Genomic DNA, 15832 nt, shown 5'->3' on the forward strand with positions numbered 1-15832 from the left:
GTTTTTACGAAAAAATCAAGAGGCGTTTTTTTCGACTTTATCTGTTTTTTTTCGACAAAAGGCTATATAATAATTTGATGTGTGCATTGTCTCATTCAAACAATGGAGGGTTTTTAATGATAAAAAGAAAAAAAGATAAGTTCTCACTCCTTTTAACAGAAATCGCAAAAAACATAGACGAAACCGCAGAATACTTTGTCAACTTTAAAGTGACGAACCAGACGACTTTAAAGGAATTTGCCGATACGTTAAAAGAGTTTGAAACAAAAGGAGATAATCATGTTCATGTCATGATTAAAGAGCTGAACAAAGCTTTTATCACTCCCATTGAACGTGAAGACATCCTTGAGCTGACAAACAGCCTCGATGACGTGCTTGACGGAATCGAACATTTTTCAGCAATGATGGAGATTTTCTCGATCACTTCTTCCGATGAGCATATCGATAAGTTCAGCGGATACATCAGAGAGTGCGCGAAGGAAATTTTAATCACGATTGAACTGCTTGCAGAAAACCGATTGAAGGACATTCACCCTCACGCCATTAAAATTAAGGAATACGAGCACAGCTGTGATAACCTGCACCGTAAATCATTAAAAAATCTGTTCGGCACAGAAACCGATCCGATTAAAGTGATTCAGTACCGCGAAATTTACGAAACGCTTGAGGAAATTGCCGACTCTTGCCAAAGCGTTGCCAATAACCTTGAAACCATTATTATGAAAAACGCGTAACGAGGGGTTATAATGGATACTCTATTACTTTTAACGATATTAATTGTCATATGCGCTTTGGTATTTGACTTCATTAACGGATTTCACGATACCGCAAACGCAATCGCCACCTCAGTTTCGACAAAAGCGCTGAAGCCGCGGCACGCAATCGTCATGGCCGCCATCATGAACTTTCTCGGAGCGATGACATTTACCGGTGTGGCGAAAACCATTACAAAGGACATTGTGAATCCTTATACATTAGACAACGGGTCAGTTGTCATTCTGGCGGCTCTACTCGCCGCAATCGCCTGGAACTTGATCACATGGTATTTCGGCATTCCGAGCAGCTCTTCACATGCGATTATCGGAGCGATCGCCGGAGCGGCCATTGCAGCGTCAGGTTTTGCAACGCTTAATTATAAAGGGTTCATTAAGATTCTCGAAGCACTTATTTTATCACCGATCATCGCCTTTGTTCTCGGCTTTATCGTATATTCGATCGTGAAGCTGATTTTTAAAGACAGCAATTTGGCGAAAACAAATAAACGTTTCCGCAGAGTGCAGATTTTGACGGCTGCCATTCAGTCCTATACACACGGAACGAACGACGCGCAAAAAGCGATGGGTATCATTACGATGGCGCTTATGACGGCCAATTTACATAAAAGTGATGCCATTCCTTTTTGGGTGCAGCTCTCTTGTGCCCTGGCAATGGGTCTCGGCACATCCATCGGCGGCTGGAAAATCATTAAAACCGTCGGCGGAAAAATTATGAAAATCCGTCCGGTAAACGGCGTATCTGCCGACTTAACCGGCGCAGCCATTATTTTCGGGGCCACGTTTATTCATCTCCCTGTCAGCACGACGCATGTCATTTCGTCTTCCATTCTCGGTGTGGGCGCTTCCCACCGCGTAAAAGGCGTAAACTGGGGAACGGCTAAACGGATGCTCATTACATGGGTCATCACCCTGCCGATTGCAGGTACACTCGGCGCCATCGCCTTTTTCATCCTAGATCTCTTTTTCTGATGACATCCGCTTCTTTACAGAAGCGGTTTTTTTGTGACAGGAAAATGATGTCATGACATAGAATGAACATAGCAGACCATTTTTCAAATTGTGAGGGATGCTCATGCTTATGTTTTTTCAGATTATGGTGTGGACGATGGCGGCCGCACTCATTTTATATGTGTACGCATCCTGGCGGTATGAGGCAAAGGTAAAAGAAAAAATGTTTGCCATCCGTAAAACGTGGTATTTACTATTTGTACTGGGCTCCATGGTCTATTGGACATATGATCCTGAATCGCTCTTTGCCGCATGGAGACAATATTTGATTGTTGCCGTCTGCTTTGCCCTTATTGATGCGTTTATCTTTTTGAGCGCGTATATCAAAAAGCTCGCCGGCAATGAATTAGAGACGGATACGCGGGAAATTTTAGAAGAAAATAACGAAATGCTTCACTCCTATCTTGAAAAACTGAAAACCTATCAATATCTGTTGAAAAATGAACCGATCCATGTATATTATGGAAGTACAGAAGCTTATGCGGAAGGCATCAGCAGACTGCTGGCCGCTTATGCCGAAAAAATGAATGTCACGGCTTCCTTGTGCGACTATTCCGCACAATCGGATAAGGACCGCTTGACGGAGCATATGCCTGATGCGGCGGACGTTCAGTCCCGTCTTAACCGTAAAGACGTCTACTATGATCAAAAAGGCAGGCTTGTGCTTATTCCGTTTACAGTCCAGAACCGCCATTACGTGATCAAACTCACGTCGGAAAACCTGTTGACGGAATTCGATTATTTGCTTTTCACATCGCTAACGAGCATTTATGATTTAATGCTGCCAATAGAAGAGGAAGGTGACGGTTAAATGGAGCAGGCATTTCAAAACGGGCAGCCGGAACAAAGAGCGAAACCGTTCAAAATGTTTAAAAAACGTTCAATGACAAGTATCGCAAGTTACCAGGTCAGCCCTCATACCGCCAGAATTTTCAAAGAAAACGAGCGGCTGATTGACAAGTATAAACAAAAAAAAGCTTGATTACACTAAGGACAGGAGACACGGCTCTTGTCCTTATTCCTTTTTTCCTTATCTTTCATATAATAAAACCAACAAAGAGATGCGACAGGTGATGATGTGAAGAAAATTGTCAGGCGCGTAAAGTTTGTGGATTACGGACGCTTCGGGCTTTCCGCTTATTCGCTGAGGATGCGGGCGAGGAATCTCAGGCTATTGAACCGGTTAAAAAAGAAAAAAGGCTGAATCCCGCAATGTGAACGGGACTCAGCCTTTTTTGTTAAAGCTGCATCAGAATTTTCGCTTTTACAGCGGGGCCGTAGACGCCGTCAGACGTCAGTCCGTTTACAGATTGGAAGCGGGCCACGGCATCTGCGGTTTTCGGACCGTAGATACCGTCAATTCCGTTATTGACAGCTCCTTTTTCAGGATAGAAATAAAGCGCGGCGAGCGCGTTTTGCACCTGGTATACCTTTTCGCCGGACGTGTACGGCTCTGTCAGCTGAATCACCTCGTTCGGAAGAGAATACAGTGCTTCAACCGGCGGGCTGACGATCAGTACTTGTCCGACTTTAATCAGGTTCGGGTCAGCGATGTTATTCCACTTCTGCAGATCGGCCACGCTGACGCCGAATTTCCGCGCGATCGCCGACAGCGTATCTCCTTTTTGGACGGTATACGTCTGTCTTTCCCCAGAACCGATTCCCGCTTTAAACTCATCCCATGTATCCAACAGTCTTCTCGGACAAAGCTTTCCTGACCAATGCTTGTGCGCAACGACATTTGCAAGCGGGATGCCGTGCGAGGTCATTAATGTGCGGATGAGCCATTGGGCGTTTGCCACGGCCTGTGAAAAGTTGCCGTCTGCGTTTTCACAAATTTCAATACCAATGGATTTACGGTTGCCGTCCCCGTTTCCGTCACCGGCATGCCAGCCGTTTTCGTTCAGCGGAAGATGCTGATAAATTTCCGTATCATCGACTGTGAAATGCCAGCTTGTCGGTGTATCGGGATTTTTCACATAGCTTGCGTGACTTTTGGCGTTAGCTCCGACTGCGGTATTGGCTGTATTGTGCACCGTAATGTAAATCGGTGTCATTGCATAGCCTGGACGGTTATTGTTTCCTGCCGGGATAAAATCCTGTGTGATTTTTACCATATTCTCATCTCTCCTATTTCGATAAATTGTTTATTTTTAATAAAGCCTGCTGTTTTTTCCCTTTTGCTGTAACGTAATTGTTTTTAAACCAGGCAGCGGCAGTCGTTATGATTGTAAAAACGGCCGACCCGGCGGCATACAGCGTATCTGCAAGCTGGCTGACCTGGTCCTCCTGAATATTCAGCGGCGATTTGCCGAACATCAGCAAAGTTTGATTCAATAAAGCAAGCAAAAGAAGCACCGTCCTGACGACCGTGCCTTTGTCCGCGAATTTCATATCGGTTTCCCCCTTACTTTTGCAGCAGATTGTACATGATGGCGATGGCTCCGCCAATGACGCCCGTGCAGATTGCTGTCACGATCGCTCCTGTAATGGTCCGCTTAATCCATGTTGTGTTTTCGTCAATTTTGTTCAGTTTTTCATTCAGCGTCATGATTTGCTGATCCTGCCGGTCGGATACCCGCTCTAATGCGGCTACCCGCTGTTCAAGCACCTTTTGTTCACCTTTGATGCCTGCGAATTCTTTTTGCACCGCTTGTTCATCCAGAAGCACTTCCGCTCCCCCCTCTTACATTGTTCTCACCTCCCTTCGGAAGCTTCATTCTTACGAAAATGCCGTGCCTTTGACAGAAAGGCTCCCGCCGGAAATGCTCTGGATTTCCATGACGATTTCCTTAAAGCCGGCAATATCAAATGACCACACTTCTTCTGTGCCTGACGTACCGGCGGCTGATGTCCCGTCATCAGACCTGATTCCTCTGATCGGCACATTTTTTCCCGAGATGGATCTCCCCCAAAACGCGACATGGCCCGACTCAGCCGTGCCGGTGATTTCGACGAGAAGTTTTTTCCAAGCGCCCGCCGAGAAGATGCTTCCCTCGCCCGCCTCTGCTGCATTTTCATGAAAAATCACGTCTGTATATGAAAACGCCATATCACCGCCCGTACCGACAGATTGGTATAAAACAAATTCGGACTGCTTTTGATTTCCGTTTTCAAAACGGAACCGGTAATATCGTTTTGTCAGGAAGACCCACCCCGAAGCGGTCAGCACTCCGCCTTTGACTGCGACAGAATGTGAAGCCGTCCACGAATTGTTATCCTCGCTCTCTTCGATAAAAAGAGTTCCGCTGCGGTCCGAATAAGCCCACCCCTGTGCTCTGTCTATTAAGACGGCTCCTAAACGGTCTTGTCCGAATTGGCTGTATACTTCTATCGCTTCTAGCGGCGTATTGGTAAGAAGCTCTGCCATTCCGGACAAATCAGCAACCGGTGTGACATAATCGTTTTTGTTACCGCGATAAGCTTTTACGGCGCCGGGTCTGCCAAGTTGATCGGCGGGAAATTCAAATGAATGCTTTTTCATCGGCCGTCCTCCTTTTCTCATTTATTAAAAATGACAAATAAAAAAGCCATTTGGCTTATGACACAGCATTTTTATAGTTTTCGTATGTTTCACCTGTTATTTCTTGAAATTCCTCAGGCGTGATATACTTCGCGGCCACACCTTCAGCCAGATCTTCGGCAGAGCAGTCATCATAGCCCATAGCTTGTTTTACCATTTCTATTGTGGCCCACTTATAAAACAAAGCGTAAACCCAAAAGTTAAGTCTCTTCATTTTTTCATTCTCCTTTTACGTTTAATAATTCTAATTTTAAAGACGCTAATTGCCTGCCGAGTGACTGCTGCGCTTGTTCGGCTGCTTTTCTGGCCAATTTCTCATTCGCCAGCTGTCCGCCGAGGCCTGCAAGCTGGTTTGAATCGGGAGCCGTATCTTTTTTTAAGCTGTCTTTATATGCTTCGTCAGCCGTTTCCACCCATTCTTGTTTCTCTTCATCAAAAAATGGGCGCCACATGCCTTCGCCGTTTATTTCCGGCGGAAAGTCCGCAGCGTTAGGAGGCATCATATAATCTCCTGTCTCAGAATCCGGATAAAGCTCAACCGGAGTGCCTGTATAAATGTTGTCATTGTCATACGGAAATATTAATTTCATATTCTCGCTCCTTTACGTGAGTGCCAAAACAAGGTCAATATAATAACCGTTCACGTTATTTTCTATATTGGCCATAATTCCCGTCAGCTTCATATCTCCATTAGAATAAATAATAAATTTGCTGTAACCGGTGGTGCCGCTGGCTGCAACCATCGTCACAACGCCTTTGGCCGGCGCACAAGAGGATGGCACACTCCCGAATACCACTTCTCTGTCCGTAAGAACGTGTCCGTTCAGGTGAAGGGTGTTTCCCACTTTGCGGTATTGAAGCGGCCTGTCTCCTGATTTAGCGCCATTTTTATAAGGAACATTGATCCAAGGTACATTCTCAGTATCAAGTTCAGTAACGAGGCGACGCCAGCCCTGCCAGCCCAAGTTCAAATCCAAATAGTTCGTGAACATATTATTTTTATAATCGACGGCAATGACATACCCAAACGTTCCCTTTCCCTCACTGTCAAGAGAGGTAAAATGAAACATGCCGCGGGTCGAAGCGTTGCTCGGACTGTTTGCCGCTTTGCCGGTTGAATAAAAGGTGCCGAACGCCCTGCCGTTTTTAACGATTTTTTCAAGAAAGTTATCATCATCACCAATTGTAAGAAGATAGCCGCCGTTATCGTTTGTTATTTTCGAAAGCTGTGCGCCGTTCCAGATATTTTTATCCGCCTGTGTGACATGGATGTCTTTTTTATTGGCGTGAGCGTCTACTTTTGCTTGAGAGCCTGCATCTGTTTCTCTTTGGCTCCATTCCGACCATACGCCTTTAGTGCTGAAACTTCGGACGTATATGGGATTTCCGGCGGTTACTGTGTCTATAAACATTTGGACAAACGTCGGTGATGCTCCGCGGGTTCTTTGCATTACAATTAATTGTCCGTATTCCGCAGAAAACAGCCGCTGGCGTTCGTTTAACTCATCACCTTCGCCCGGGTTGTTTTTTCCGCCGCTTTCCGCGTTCTTATGAAGCGCCTCGTCCCAGCGCCCTTCTTTTTTCCATCTGCCGATCGTTCTTGCGGATACGCCTGATTTGCCGGCAAGGGCGCGATTTGTGATGCGGCCTTTATGAGACTGATAGATTGTAAATGCCTGTTTTCTTTTTGCGTTTTTCATGCTACGGCATCACCGCCACCTCCGACATGATTGTCTATAATAAAAAGCGGCTTCTAATCGGGCCGCTTTTTGTGATCGTCTGTTCACTTCTAGGTGGCAAACGTATGACAACTTATGAAGCAGGCGATTGATTTCTTTGTTCCTGCTGTTTTTGTATTTTCAGAAGCGCCCGTTTGACCGTCGTCTGTACGGTTGATTTCTTTACATTCAGCAAGGCGGCGATCCGTTCATATGAAAAGCATTCCGCTTTGTGGAGCAGCAGCATTTCTTTTTCTCTATCCGTTAAAACGGCTAATGCGTCCCGCAGTCTGATTCTGTCTTCTTCAGTCACATTCCCGGAAGGTTCAAACATCAGCGCCTGCGAATAGGTTTCTATGATTCTCGGATCTTTAATCAGCATTCTCTGATAAGCGTCTCTGCGGTCTATCGCTCTTCTTATGCCGGGCTGCCGGCCTTTTTCAAGCCATTCGATGACATATTCCACATCTGTAATGATCGTTCTGATGATTTTTTTATCTTTCAGTTCTTCTGAAGTAAGCACCGTTTCATCGGCTTCCTCCAGCTGCTTGTACCACTTTTTCGTCTCTTTCAGCGTGCGTTTATATTCAAATAGTAAGTCTTCCATGCAGATCCTCCTCTTTTTCGGAACAAAAAAAGGACACCAACCAATGCGCAGCATGTACGCGATTGATCAGTGTCCGCAGGCTTTCCGTCTTGGACGTATTCTGTTTTTTTCGATTAATTCAATTTAAAGCCGATTTCATATTCGACCCGGGCCAGATCCCCTTTTCGCGTTTCGACAAGCGTTTTGCCGTGCTCCGGCGCTTCGGCGAGCCATGCTTCCTTCTTCAGTCCGTCTACAATAATCACCCGAACCTTGCCTTCTTCCAGCTGGCTTTGTAATGTTGTATGTTCAATGTCAGTCAGTTTTTTAGGATTCATGTTTTACGTCCTCCGTTTTTTTCAGGATGTTTACTTCATGTATGAGGCTTCCGAGCTCATTTATGAACGCTTCTTTTTCTTCAGAACTTTCTCCCCGGAGCAGGCGGAGAGCCGTTTCGGCCGCCTCAAAAAGTTCCGGAGCCTTTGCCATCAATGCCGCGTTGATCTGCTGAGAGTATGAACTTAAGTTGAAAACGGCCGCGATGAGCCTTCCGTTTGAATAAGGGAACTTCTCTTTATCCGCTTCGCTGTAAGCGGAATAAATGTAAATGGGTTTTTCTTTTCCGCTGTGTACGGCCCGCCATGGAGCGGGGCTGTGTTTTTCTTGCAATGGTTATCCTCACTTTCCATCAGCCTCATGCCATGCTTCAATTTGCTTTTCTATCCGTTTCGCCCTGAACAGCAGGCAAAAAAGCCATTTAATATATTTATACACGTGCATCAAGCCTCGCTTTTGCGTCTTGAACCATTCGCTCAAGACGTTTAATGACCGGCGTTAAATCAGTGCCTGTTTTGCAGTTCGGGCAAGGGTGAAAGACAGCGCCGAAACCCGTTTCCGTCACAATGACCTTCTTCGGCCCGCACAGCTTACACATTATCTCGCCCCCTCTAATCTGTGGTTTACGTCAAATGAATTGCCATTAATGATGACTAAATAATCGCTGCACATCTCATAAATTCTTGTGCCCAAGGCTTCATCAACCTGCACCAGTCTGTCACAGGCCAGCTCGCTCGAGATAAGAACCGGCTTATGATTTAAATAGCGGTAATTCACGACGGCGTACATTTGTTCAATCTGCCAATCGGTCGCCCGGGGTTTTCCGTTCAGCGGTTTGAACAGATCGTCAATAAAAAGCACATCCGCCTGTTTCATACGGCCAAGCTTTGCATCAAGCAGATCAAAATCATTTTTTAAATCCGTAAAGCCCTCCACAAAAGGAAAATACAGCACGGGTGTCTGCATCTGTCTCATGACATAATTGCTGAGAGCGGTCAAAAGATGGGTTTTTCCCGACCCCGGACGCCCTAAAAGGGCAATGCTGTTTTTCCGGCAGTTTTTAATCTTGTCGAAGTTTTCAACATATTCAAGGGCGCACTCGTATGCGTCGACGACTGCCTGAGGCTTGCCCCGCGTGATAAATCCTTTGAAATCCAGCTTCCGAAAGGCGCCTGTAATCTCACTTGCGCTGAGAATGCGCTCTGCTTTTCGTTCGGCGGCGCAGCGGCACTTAACCCACACATCCATTCCCAGCTGGTTTTTGAGATAACCGCCCTGATCTTTACAGAGCGGACAGTCAAAGCGGCTTTCGTCTGATTCTTCCGGTCTGTCCGCCAGTAATGGACGTTTTCCGTTTTTCAGGTCGGCCAGTATCTGCTCGATCGTTCGTTTTGTCATGTATCGTATTCCTCTCTTTTTTTGTTGTGATTGTCCTTCCCGCAATTCGTGCATTCAAGCGGTCTTCCATATACTTGGCGCAATAGCTGAAAGCCTTGATCGTTTCAGCTGAAGATGTGCGCCGCTGTTCAAAAGCGGTAAAGCATTCGCCGAGCCATTTGATTGCTTCTTGTGCTGACGCACCGAGGGAAACAATACGGGCGATGGCCTGATAATCCCGGGGCGACGGGTATACGCTCCGCCCCTCCTGTGCAGACCTTAATCTGATAAAATGGGCGGCAATGTCGTTAATCGCTTCTTCAGCAGTATGATTTTTTGTTATATCTATTTCTCTCCGGACATTTTTGTCCCGGTGATCCGCCGATATTGTCCGGTCAGTTGCTTCCGGGCGGGTCAATGTCTTTTTCGGCGTGAATCTTTTCGAGTGCTTTACGGAGACGATGAGTCCGTAAGGGGCGCGGACGGTTTTGATATATTCATGCTGTTCCAAAACCTCAAGCCACCGTCTGACGGTTTTTTCGCTGACGGCAAATACATCGGCCATCTCTCTTGCTTTTACGGGCTTATGACCAAGGACGATCCCCCACTTTACACCGTCTTTTACGTGTTCCTTTGTCGTTGAGCTGATGAACCATAAAAACAGCCAAATGGCGTGTCATAATGTTCTGAATTCAATAATCCGGAATAGATGAAAAACGGGTAGCTTTTACGACTCATAAGGAACGTCTCCGTTTGTCTTCAGACCTATATAGCGTTCATACTGCAATCGGTTATCAAATCGGAATACCGGAAGTCCGCAAGCGGTAAAAGATATCGAACCGCCTGCTTTTCCTAAACATCTCTGGTCAGCCGGATTGCTGCTGAAACGGATGATTATCGGCTGCATCTCTCACCCTCCTGATCAATTTTTTATCGTATATTGATACATTTTGTATCCTTATGATGTTGATTATATACGATACATTTCGTATCATCAAGACCTTTTTGATACTTTTTTTATCATCTCTTTATTTTGATACATTTTGTATCTATAATCATAAGTAACTTAGGGTGTTGAAAAAAGAGAGGTCATTCGGATGATAGGCGGAAGATTAAAGAGTCTCAGAGGAAAGAAAACGCAGGAAGAAGTCGCAAATCATATCGGTGTCTCACGCGCCAGATATTCTCATTATGAAAACGGCCGATCTGAACCCGATTATGACACGCTGCAAAAGCTTGCGGATTATTTCAAAGTGTCGACTGATTATTTGTTAACCGGAAAAGAACCTTCAGATGAAGACATGTTTGCCGATCCCGACCTGCAGATCGCATATCGGGACATGCAGGACTTTTCCCCGGAAAGCAAGCAGCAGGCCATTGAATTCATTAATTATTTAAAAGAAAAAGAGAAAAACCGCAGGCCGAAACATAAATAATCCGCTCTTTTCCTTTAAATTGCTTAACGTTCAGCCGATATAAAAGCTGAATGTTTATTTTTAAAAGAAAAGGGAATTGATTCAAAGTCCGATCAGGGCTTTTCTTTCTCGCTTAAAAAAGAACATATGTTCGAAAGGGTGTATTCAATTGGGCGATTTTTTAACACATCTTGAGGAATACGTCAAAAACTTATATTGCCGCATGGGAATGACCGCCCCTCTCCATATTGATATGCAGATGATTGCCAAGGAGCTTGACATTTGGATTCATTTTGAAGATACGCACAGTATGATGCTGAAGCGGGACGGCATGTACAGCATCGTCCTGAATCAAAGAAAGTCACCCGAAGAGCAATGGCAGGATTTTGCGCACGAACTGTGCCATGTGCTGAAGCATACCGGCAACCATTTTCATATGAACAAGCTGTTCAGGGAACTGCAGGAATTTCAGGCCAACCATTTTATGTACCACTTCTGTGTGCCGACCTTTATGCTGTTAAACATGGAGCTTCCCCAACGGAGAAGCCATGCCGTTATTTTAATCGCAGCCGCTTTCCGGGTGACGGCATCATTTGCGGAAAAAAGACTCGAGCTGTTTGAACGGCGTAAAGCAGGTATTCAATTTCAGAAGCGGCTCGCTTGTCTGTTATCCGACAAGCGGCCGAATGTGTATTATGAAAGCGGACAGACACACTTGCATGCCGCTGAAGAAAAAACGCCGTATTTTATTGAAAATTAGCGATTCTCCGCGGCTTGGAACGCAGCCGGCAGAATGTCATCATTTTCACATCGCAGGAAAGGTTTTTGCATCATGACGCTGTTCTCACCGTGCTGCCCGCCACGCACTTCTTGCGCCGCATAGCAGCTCCAGTAAATATAAGAACGGGCCCCCTGTTCATTTATCATAAAAACCGGCCTTCACGGCTTCTACATACCGAAAAAACAGATCGGTTGGCGTATATTTTTCTCCCCGGCAGCCAAAATTGCTGAACAGCGCGTGTCTCTGCGCCGTGCTCACTTCCAATTGCAGCCCCATTTTCCTTTTTGTCCGATTGACAATGTTGCGGGGATTTACACCTGCCAGCCGATCATTCTTCTCTGTCAGCTCGGCATCAAACCCCGCTTCACGCAGCAGATCACAAATCAGTCTTGCTTTTTCCAGATCCGCGCCCCCGACGAGTGTATTTGCCTTTTTCAGATCATGATACCCATGAAAAGCCAATCCGTAATGATGGGCGGTCACTTTTTCTAAAGCCAGGGGTTCGTCAAAGCGTGTGCTTGTCAAATGGAGAGAACGGTTATCGCACCGCTTCGTTCCTTCAAATAAATAAATTGAGCTTTGGTCAGAAAATGCCCGCACCAGCTCACTGACACCCGGCTCAATCCTGCCGCCGTGGGGAGCGAGGACGATACATTTACTTCCCTCTTTTTCTTCATAAATAATTCTGTATTCCGATTCAGTAGCAGAAAGGGCTGCGAAATTGTCATATCTATCTTTCATGTGTAGCATGCTCTCCTTTTCCAGTCAGCACCAGTTTACTCTACTCATCTGGGAATGGAAACCTTTTTATAGTATGATTTGATAGAATACGTATCAGGGGGGATATATCATGGGGTTCATCAATGGATTGCTGGGCAATGCGTCGACAATATCGACGGCTGAAGCAAAAGCAGAACTGGCTCGTATTCTGCTGGAAGGTGAGAATGTCAACGCCGCATTTAAGCTTGTCCGAGATATCATTGTCTTTACGGATAAGCGTCTTATTCTTGTTGATAAACAGGGACTCACGGGGAAGAAAACGGAGATTCAATCCATTCCGTACAAGAGCATTTCCAGATTCAGCGTAGAAACCGCCGGCCGCTTTGACCTTGATTCAGAGCTGAAAATTTGGATTTCAGGCGCGGAACTTCCCGCTGTCTCAAAGCAGTTTAAAAAAGATGAAAGCATTTATGATATTCAAAAGGCCCTTGCCGCAGTTTGTATGTAAGAAGAAACGGAAGCCCGGGGAGCTTCCGTTTTATTGATTACAGTTTTTCTTCAATTTTCGCCTTCGTTTTCGGGCCGTAAATTCCGTCTGCCGTTAACCCGCTGACGGATTGAAAACGTTTTACAGCATTTGCCGTTTTCGGACCGTAAACGCCGTCCGCCCCATGATTTTTTGCTCCTTTATCGGGATAAAAATAAAGAGCGGATAAAGCGTTTTGCACTTGTTTTACGTTTGTCCCTTTCGTCAGCGGTTTCGTCACTTTGATCACACCGGATGGAAGCGGATAGGAAGACACAGCCTGACTTTTTGAAGAAGAACCCGTCTGAGCGAGCTTGATCACTTGTCCGACTGTAATGTGATTCGGATCTGTGATATGGTTGATGCTTTGCAGCGATTTTACGCTGACACCGTGCGATGCGGCGATTTCCGATAAGGTGTCGCCTTTTTTCACATGGTATTCAGACGCGGAAGAAGAAATAGAGGCTTTTTTCGCCGGCATACTTCCGCTTAATTTCTTTTCAATCTTCGCCTTCACTTCATCCCAGCGGCCTTCAGACAATATGCGGTGCGGGCAGTACTTTCCGTTCCAGTCCTGATGCTTTCTGATTCTGTCAATCCCCCAGCCCCGTTCTTTCAAAAGCTGCGCCGCAAACGCAATCGCCAGTTCTTCTGCGGCTCTGTACCGTTCGCCGCCTGACTTACTGTAACAGATTTCTATAGCAATCGACTTTCGGTTTCCGGTACCGTTCGTGCCGTCTCCCGAATGCCAGGCATTCCGGTCCAACGGAATTCCCTGGATCACTTCTTTGTCATCAACCGCAAAATGATAGCTCGTTGATTCGCTGTTTCCCGTCATATAGCTGATTTCATTAGCGGCGGATGCGTCGTTTGCCGTGTTATGAATGGTAATATACTCCGGCGTCATCGGATTCGGACATTTTAACGCATATTTATCAGCCGATACGAGCAGTTTTTTCACTTCAATCCCCACTCTTCATCTCTCCTTATGCCTTTTTCATCAATAGGTGGCATTCGTAGGACAGATAACTTGAGCATATAGACCCTGCATTCGGATAAAAATGGAATGGATACGCATGCAAAAAATAAGACCCTTCCACAGAAGGGTCTTTATGTTATGTTTGGTTGCGCGCGGCAATATGGAATGTGCCGTCCGCTTGGTTTTCCAAATGGCTTTCATGGCCGATCACCTGTGTAAAGCTGAACCCGACAGCAACAAGCAGCAATCCTGACAACAGTTTAGATTTCATATAGACAATCTCCTCTCTGGATTTGTTTTTGGGCGTGCACCATTTTTTCATAAAACGTGAGCGCTTTTTCAGGCTGTCCGTGTTTCATGTAAAATTTGGCAGCATCATGCGCCAATTCTTCCACATACGGATACAGCATGTGTTCTTCCAGAAAATCAAACGTGTGCCTGACGGATGCGTTATCCATTTCCTTGCCGTATAACGCATGTAAAAATTGAAACAGATTCACAAACAATTCATCATTGTATTCGCGGGCGATACTGAGCCCGAGACGGTATTGCTTCTCTGCTTCGGCTGTAGTGTTCTGTTTATAGAGAACCTGTGTTAATGAGTAAATAGAATGCGGAAGATTATCGAACTTTTCTGACCTGCAAATGGAAACGGATGTCTCAAAATATTCGGCTGCTTTAGAGAGGTCTCCCATTTTTTCGTAACAGTTTCCGAGATTATATAAGGCTGAACTGATAAGACGGGGATTGCCTTCTTGTTTTGCAAGATCTAAAGCAAGTTCTAAGTGGGGCAATGCTCTTTCTGGATACTGCATGTCATCATAATTCCCTGCAATAACGAATTCACATTGGATTCTGCGGACGTTGTACGTCTCATACGATTGGTACGTTTCAAGGGCTTGAACGGCATAACTCATGGAGACGTAGGTTTGTTTCAGGTTGTAAAATATCTCGGCCATTTTAAAAGCAAACTCAGCTTTCTCGATGTCATCAGAAACGAGTGCAAGGTTTTTTTCAGCCCGTTTGTAATACATCATGGCGTTTAGGAACATTTTCTGTTTAAATTCGTACATTCCTCGAAAAAAATTAAAGTAGTAATCAAGCAGTCCTGTCAGTTTATACTGGTTGCCTTCAATGTCTTCCAATAATTCTGAAAACTCAGGCTGAGAAGGGTCCTCTTTTAAGGGCTTGATGTAATCCAGCATGACACGGTGTCTGAATTCCATTAATGAATAATACAGCAGCAGATCCTGATCTTCTTCCATATCCTCGATCTCTCTCTCTACTTCACGTTTGACGCGCTCCGCCTCAAGAACGTGAAACTGCCGGATATGGGTATACCATTCATTAATTTTGAGCCCGACAAAAGAGGACGGAATAGTCTGCTTCATCCTCAATAAATCCCCCCTTTTGGAATGACCGAGATATGTCATATTTTATCATATTTGCTAGAAAAAGAAGAACGCAAAAAGACCGCAATTGTCGAATTTCGGATATCCGCAACGATTTATCTCCGTCACAAGCTTATTGCTTGTTTCTTCCGTGCCGTTGATATAGCATATCCTTGCAGCTTTTTATTCTGTATTAAATGGGGGTTTTCACATGACAGCACAAAATCAGTTGGTCAGCCACTTTCTGTCACATCGAAACGTAACGATTGAGCTGGCGGAAAAAATCAGCCGCGAACATTACGATTACAAGCCGGCAGAGACATCAATGTCCGCTCAGGAACTTGTAAAACACATGGTTTATTCTTTTCTTATGTTTGCAAACGTCATTAACGACGGAAACGCATCAGCCATCCAGAACAAACCGAAAGAAGAAGCAGAAACAGACCTCGTCAAACTGGCTGAAACGTGTACTGAAAAAACGACAAACATCCTGTCACAGCTGACAGAAGAGCAGCTGAACCGCGAAATTGACCTGACCGCCTCTTTCGGCAGAAAAGTGACCGGCGCGGCTCTCCTTCAGCTTGCCATGGAGCATGAAATTCATCATAAAGGCAATCTTTTCGTGTATGTCAGAGAAATGGGCCACACGGAACTTCCGTTTTATCAGCAAAAATCATAATCCGGCCATCCGCCGGT

Annotated in this window: 26 protein-coding genes and 3 pseudogenes; 9 read left to right on the top strand and 20 right to left on the bottom strand. The window is 45.4% G+C overall.

The genetic code is table 11. The features are described 5' to 3' along the window. Positions 1–116: 116 nt before the first annotated feature. From AC3WTF_RS06205 to AC3WTF_RS06225, 5 genes are all read left to right on the top strand, one after another. Positions 117–734 (top strand): DUF47 domain-containing protein, encoded by a 618-nt coding sequence (locus AC3WTF_RS06205; protein WP_003154804.1) that lies wholly within the window; start codon positions 117–119, stop codon positions 732–734. Between the two features lie 12 nt (positions 735–746). Then, positions 747–1745 carry an inorganic phosphate transporter gene (locus AC3WTF_RS06210; RefSeq protein ID WP_020955696.1) on the top strand — a complete coding sequence of 333 codons (999 nt, stop codon included), beginning with the start codon at positions 747–749 and terminating at the stop codon, positions 1743–1745. 103 nt (positions 1746–1848) lie between these two features. Next, positions 1849–2595: a type II toxin-antitoxin system SpoIISA family toxin gene (locus AC3WTF_RS06215; protein WP_032866111.1), complete on the top strand. Its 747-nt coding sequence runs from the start codon at positions 1849–1851 to the stop codon at positions 2593–2595. Continuing rightward, positions 2596–2766: a type II toxin-antitoxin system SpoIISB family antitoxin gene (locus tag AC3WTF_RS06220; RefSeq protein WP_003154807.1), complete on the top strand. Its 171-nt coding sequence runs from the start codon at positions 2596–2598 to the stop codon at positions 2764–2766. A 96-nt stretch (positions 2767–2862) separates the two neighbouring features. Further along, positions 2863–2988 (top strand): hypothetical protein, encoded by a 126-nt coding sequence (locus AC3WTF_RS06225; protein ID WP_023356844.1) that lies wholly within the window; start codon positions 2863–2865, stop codon positions 2986–2988. Between the two features lie 34 nt (positions 2989–3022). On the opposite strand, the gene AC3WTF_RS06230 is transcribed toward AC3WTF_RS06225, so the two are convergent. From AC3WTF_RS06230 to AC3WTF_RS06300, 15 genes and pseudogenes are all read right to left on the bottom strand, one after another. Continuing rightward, positions 3023–3901, bottom strand: coding sequence for an N-acetylmuramoyl-L-alanine amidase (locus AC3WTF_RS06230; protein ID WP_492314212.1), 879 nt, complete (start codon positions 3899–3901; stop codon positions 3023–3025). Positions 3902–3914: 13 nt separating this feature from the next. Next, positions 3915–4178: a phage holin gene (locus AC3WTF_RS06235; RefSeq protein ID WP_003154813.1), complete on the bottom strand. Its 264-nt coding sequence runs from the start codon at positions 4176–4178 to the stop codon at positions 3915–3917. Positions 4179–4191: 13 nt separating this feature from the next. Next, entirely contained in the window at positions 4192–4455 is a 264-nt protein-coding gene (locus tag AC3WTF_RS06240) for a hemolysin XhlA family protein (RefSeq protein ID WP_003154815.1), read from the bottom strand. A gap of 51 nt (positions 4456–4506) precedes the next feature. Then, a complete protein-coding gene (locus AC3WTF_RS06245) occupies positions 4507–5268 on the bottom strand; it encodes a hypothetical protein (protein ID WP_039062952.1) in 762 nt (253 codons plus the stop codon). A gap of 55 nt (positions 5269–5323) precedes the next feature. Beyond that, positions 5324–5521 carry an XkdX family protein gene (locus tag AC3WTF_RS06250; protein WP_012117366.1) on the bottom strand — a complete coding sequence of 66 codons (198 nt, stop codon included), beginning with the start codon at positions 5519–5521 and terminating at the stop codon, positions 5324–5326. 4 nt (positions 5522–5525) lie between these two features. Beyond that, a complete protein-coding gene (locus AC3WTF_RS06255; protein ID WP_007407260.1) occupies positions 5526–5897 on the bottom strand; it encodes a YomQ N-terminal domain-containing protein in 372 nt (123 codons plus the stop codon). A gap of 12 nt (positions 5898–5909) precedes the next feature. Then, a pseudogene (locus AC3WTF_RS06260) lies at positions 5910–6782 on the bottom strand (XkdV family phage structural protein); the annotation flags it as partial. Then, positions 6774–7007 (bottom strand): annotated as a pseudogene (locus AC3WTF_RS06265) (terminase); the annotation flags it as partial. The pseudogenes AC3WTF_RS06265 and AC3WTF_RS06260, both read right to left, overlap by 9 nt. A gap of 112 nt (positions 7008–7119) precedes the next feature. Continuing rightward, complete coding sequence (locus AC3WTF_RS06270) at positions 7120–7632, bottom strand: sigma-70 family RNA polymerase sigma factor (RefSeq protein ID WP_007407279.1); 513 nt, start codon at positions 7630–7632, stop codon at positions 7120–7122. Positions 7633–7745: 113 nt separating this feature from the next. After that, positions 7746–7949, bottom strand: coding sequence for an XtrA/YqaO family protein (locus AC3WTF_RS06275; protein WP_007407280.1), 204 nt, complete (start codon positions 7947–7949; stop codon positions 7746–7748). Continuing rightward, positions 7939–8280 carry an XkdD/Y8K6 family phage-associated protein gene (locus tag AC3WTF_RS06280; RefSeq protein ID WP_007407281.1) on the bottom strand — a complete coding sequence of 114 codons (342 nt, stop codon included), beginning with the start codon at positions 8278–8280 and terminating at the stop codon, positions 7939–7941. Before AC3WTF_RS06280 ends, AC3WTF_RS06275 begins: the two co-directional genes overlap by 11 nt. A gap of 97 nt (positions 8281–8377) precedes the next feature. Beyond that, complete coding sequence (locus tag AC3WTF_RS06285; RefSeq protein ID WP_003154863.1) at positions 8378–8545, bottom strand: hypothetical protein; 168 nt, start codon at positions 8543–8545, stop codon at positions 8378–8380. Further along, positions 8545–9345 (bottom strand): ATP-binding protein, encoded by an 801-nt coding sequence (locus AC3WTF_RS06290; protein WP_007407283.1) that lies wholly within the window; start codon positions 9343–9345, stop codon positions 8545–8547. Before AC3WTF_RS06290 ends, AC3WTF_RS06285 begins: the two co-directional genes overlap by 1 nt. Continuing rightward, positions 9245–10062: pseudogene (locus AC3WTF_RS06295) on the bottom strand (phage portal protein). The gene AC3WTF_RS06290 and the pseudogene AC3WTF_RS06295 overlap by 101 nt, the downstream one beginning before the upstream one ends. After that, the gene (locus AC3WTF_RS06300; protein WP_007407285.1) at positions 10052–10231 is read right to left on the bottom strand and encodes a YjzJ family protein; all 180 of its coding nucleotides are present in this window, start codon (positions 10229–10231) and stop codon (positions 10052–10054) included. The pseudogene AC3WTF_RS06295 and the gene AC3WTF_RS06300 overlap by 11 nt, the downstream one beginning before the upstream one ends. Before the next feature lie 190 nt (positions 10232–10421). Here AC3WTF_RS06300 and xre point away from each other — a divergent pair, with 190 nt between their 5' ends. Both xre and AC3WTF_RS06310 read left to right on the top strand, forming a co-directional pair. After that, positions 10422–10760: an HTH-type transcriptional regulator Xre gene (xre, locus tag AC3WTF_RS06305; RefSeq protein WP_003154871.1), complete on the top strand. Its 339-nt coding sequence runs from the start codon at positions 10422–10424 to the stop codon at positions 10758–10760. Between the two features lie 148 nt (positions 10761–10908). Then, positions 10909–11499: an ImmA/IrrE family metallo-endopeptidase gene (locus AC3WTF_RS06310; RefSeq protein WP_007407286.1), complete on the top strand. Its 591-nt coding sequence runs from the start codon at positions 10909–10911 to the stop codon at positions 11497–11499. On the opposite strand, the gene AC3WTF_RS06315 is transcribed toward AC3WTF_RS06310, so the two are convergent. Both AC3WTF_RS06315 and AC3WTF_RS06320 read right to left on the bottom strand, forming a co-directional pair. Further along, positions 11496–11666: a hypothetical protein gene (locus AC3WTF_RS06315; protein ID WP_007407287.1), complete on the bottom strand. Its 171-nt coding sequence runs from the start codon at positions 11664–11666 to the stop codon at positions 11496–11498. The two genes, AC3WTF_RS06310 and AC3WTF_RS06315, sit on opposite strands and share 4 nt — an antisense overlap. Continuing rightward, the gene (locus AC3WTF_RS06320) at positions 11656–12261 is read right to left on the bottom strand and encodes a poly-gamma-glutamate hydrolase family protein (RefSeq protein ID WP_085341917.1); all 606 of its coding nucleotides are present in this window, start codon (positions 12259–12261) and stop codon (positions 11656–11658) included. Before AC3WTF_RS06320 ends, AC3WTF_RS06315 begins: the two co-directional genes overlap by 11 nt. Before the next feature lie 109 nt (positions 12262–12370). Here AC3WTF_RS06320 and AC3WTF_RS06325 point away from each other — a divergent pair, with 109 nt between their 5' ends. Beyond that, positions 12371–12748: a PH domain-containing protein gene (locus tag AC3WTF_RS06325; RefSeq protein ID WP_007610770.1), complete on the top strand. Its 378-nt coding sequence runs from the start codon at positions 12371–12373 to the stop codon at positions 12746–12748. Between the two features lie 37 nt (positions 12749–12785). Here AC3WTF_RS06325 and AC3WTF_RS06330 read toward each other — a convergent pair whose 3' ends face one another. The 3 genes from AC3WTF_RS06330 to AC3WTF_RS06340 all read right to left on the bottom strand — a co-directional run bounded on the left by AC3WTF_RS06330 (position 12786) and on the right by AC3WTF_RS06340 (position 15142). Continuing rightward, positions 12786–13739 carry an N-acetylmuramoyl-L-alanine amidase gene (locus tag AC3WTF_RS06330; RefSeq protein WP_047935635.1) on the bottom strand — a complete coding sequence of 318 codons (954 nt, stop codon included), beginning with the start codon at positions 13737–13739 and terminating at the stop codon, positions 12786–12788. Between the two features lie 142 nt (positions 13740–13881). Then, entirely contained in the window at positions 13882–14016 is a 135-nt protein-coding gene (locus AC3WTF_RS06335; protein ID WP_003154881.1) for a PhrA family phosphatase inhibitor, read from the bottom strand. After that, positions 14006–15142: a Rap family tetratricopeptide repeat protein gene (locus tag AC3WTF_RS06340; RefSeq protein WP_087920760.1), complete on the bottom strand. Its 1137-nt coding sequence runs from the start codon at positions 15140–15142 to the stop codon at positions 14006–14008. The genes AC3WTF_RS06335 and AC3WTF_RS06340 overlap by 11 nt, the downstream gene beginning before the upstream one ends. Before the next feature lie 205 nt (positions 15143–15347). Between AC3WTF_RS06340 and AC3WTF_RS06345 the strand changes: the two genes are divergently transcribed. After that, positions 15348–15815 carry a DinB family protein gene (locus AC3WTF_RS06345; RefSeq protein ID WP_015417279.1) on the top strand — a complete coding sequence of 156 codons (468 nt, stop codon included), beginning with the start codon at positions 15348–15350 and terminating at the stop codon, positions 15813–15815. The last annotated feature ends 17 nt before the right edge of the window (positions 15816–15832 follow it).

Source organism: Bacillus sp. EB106-06-01-XG163 (genome assembly GCF_058791615.1).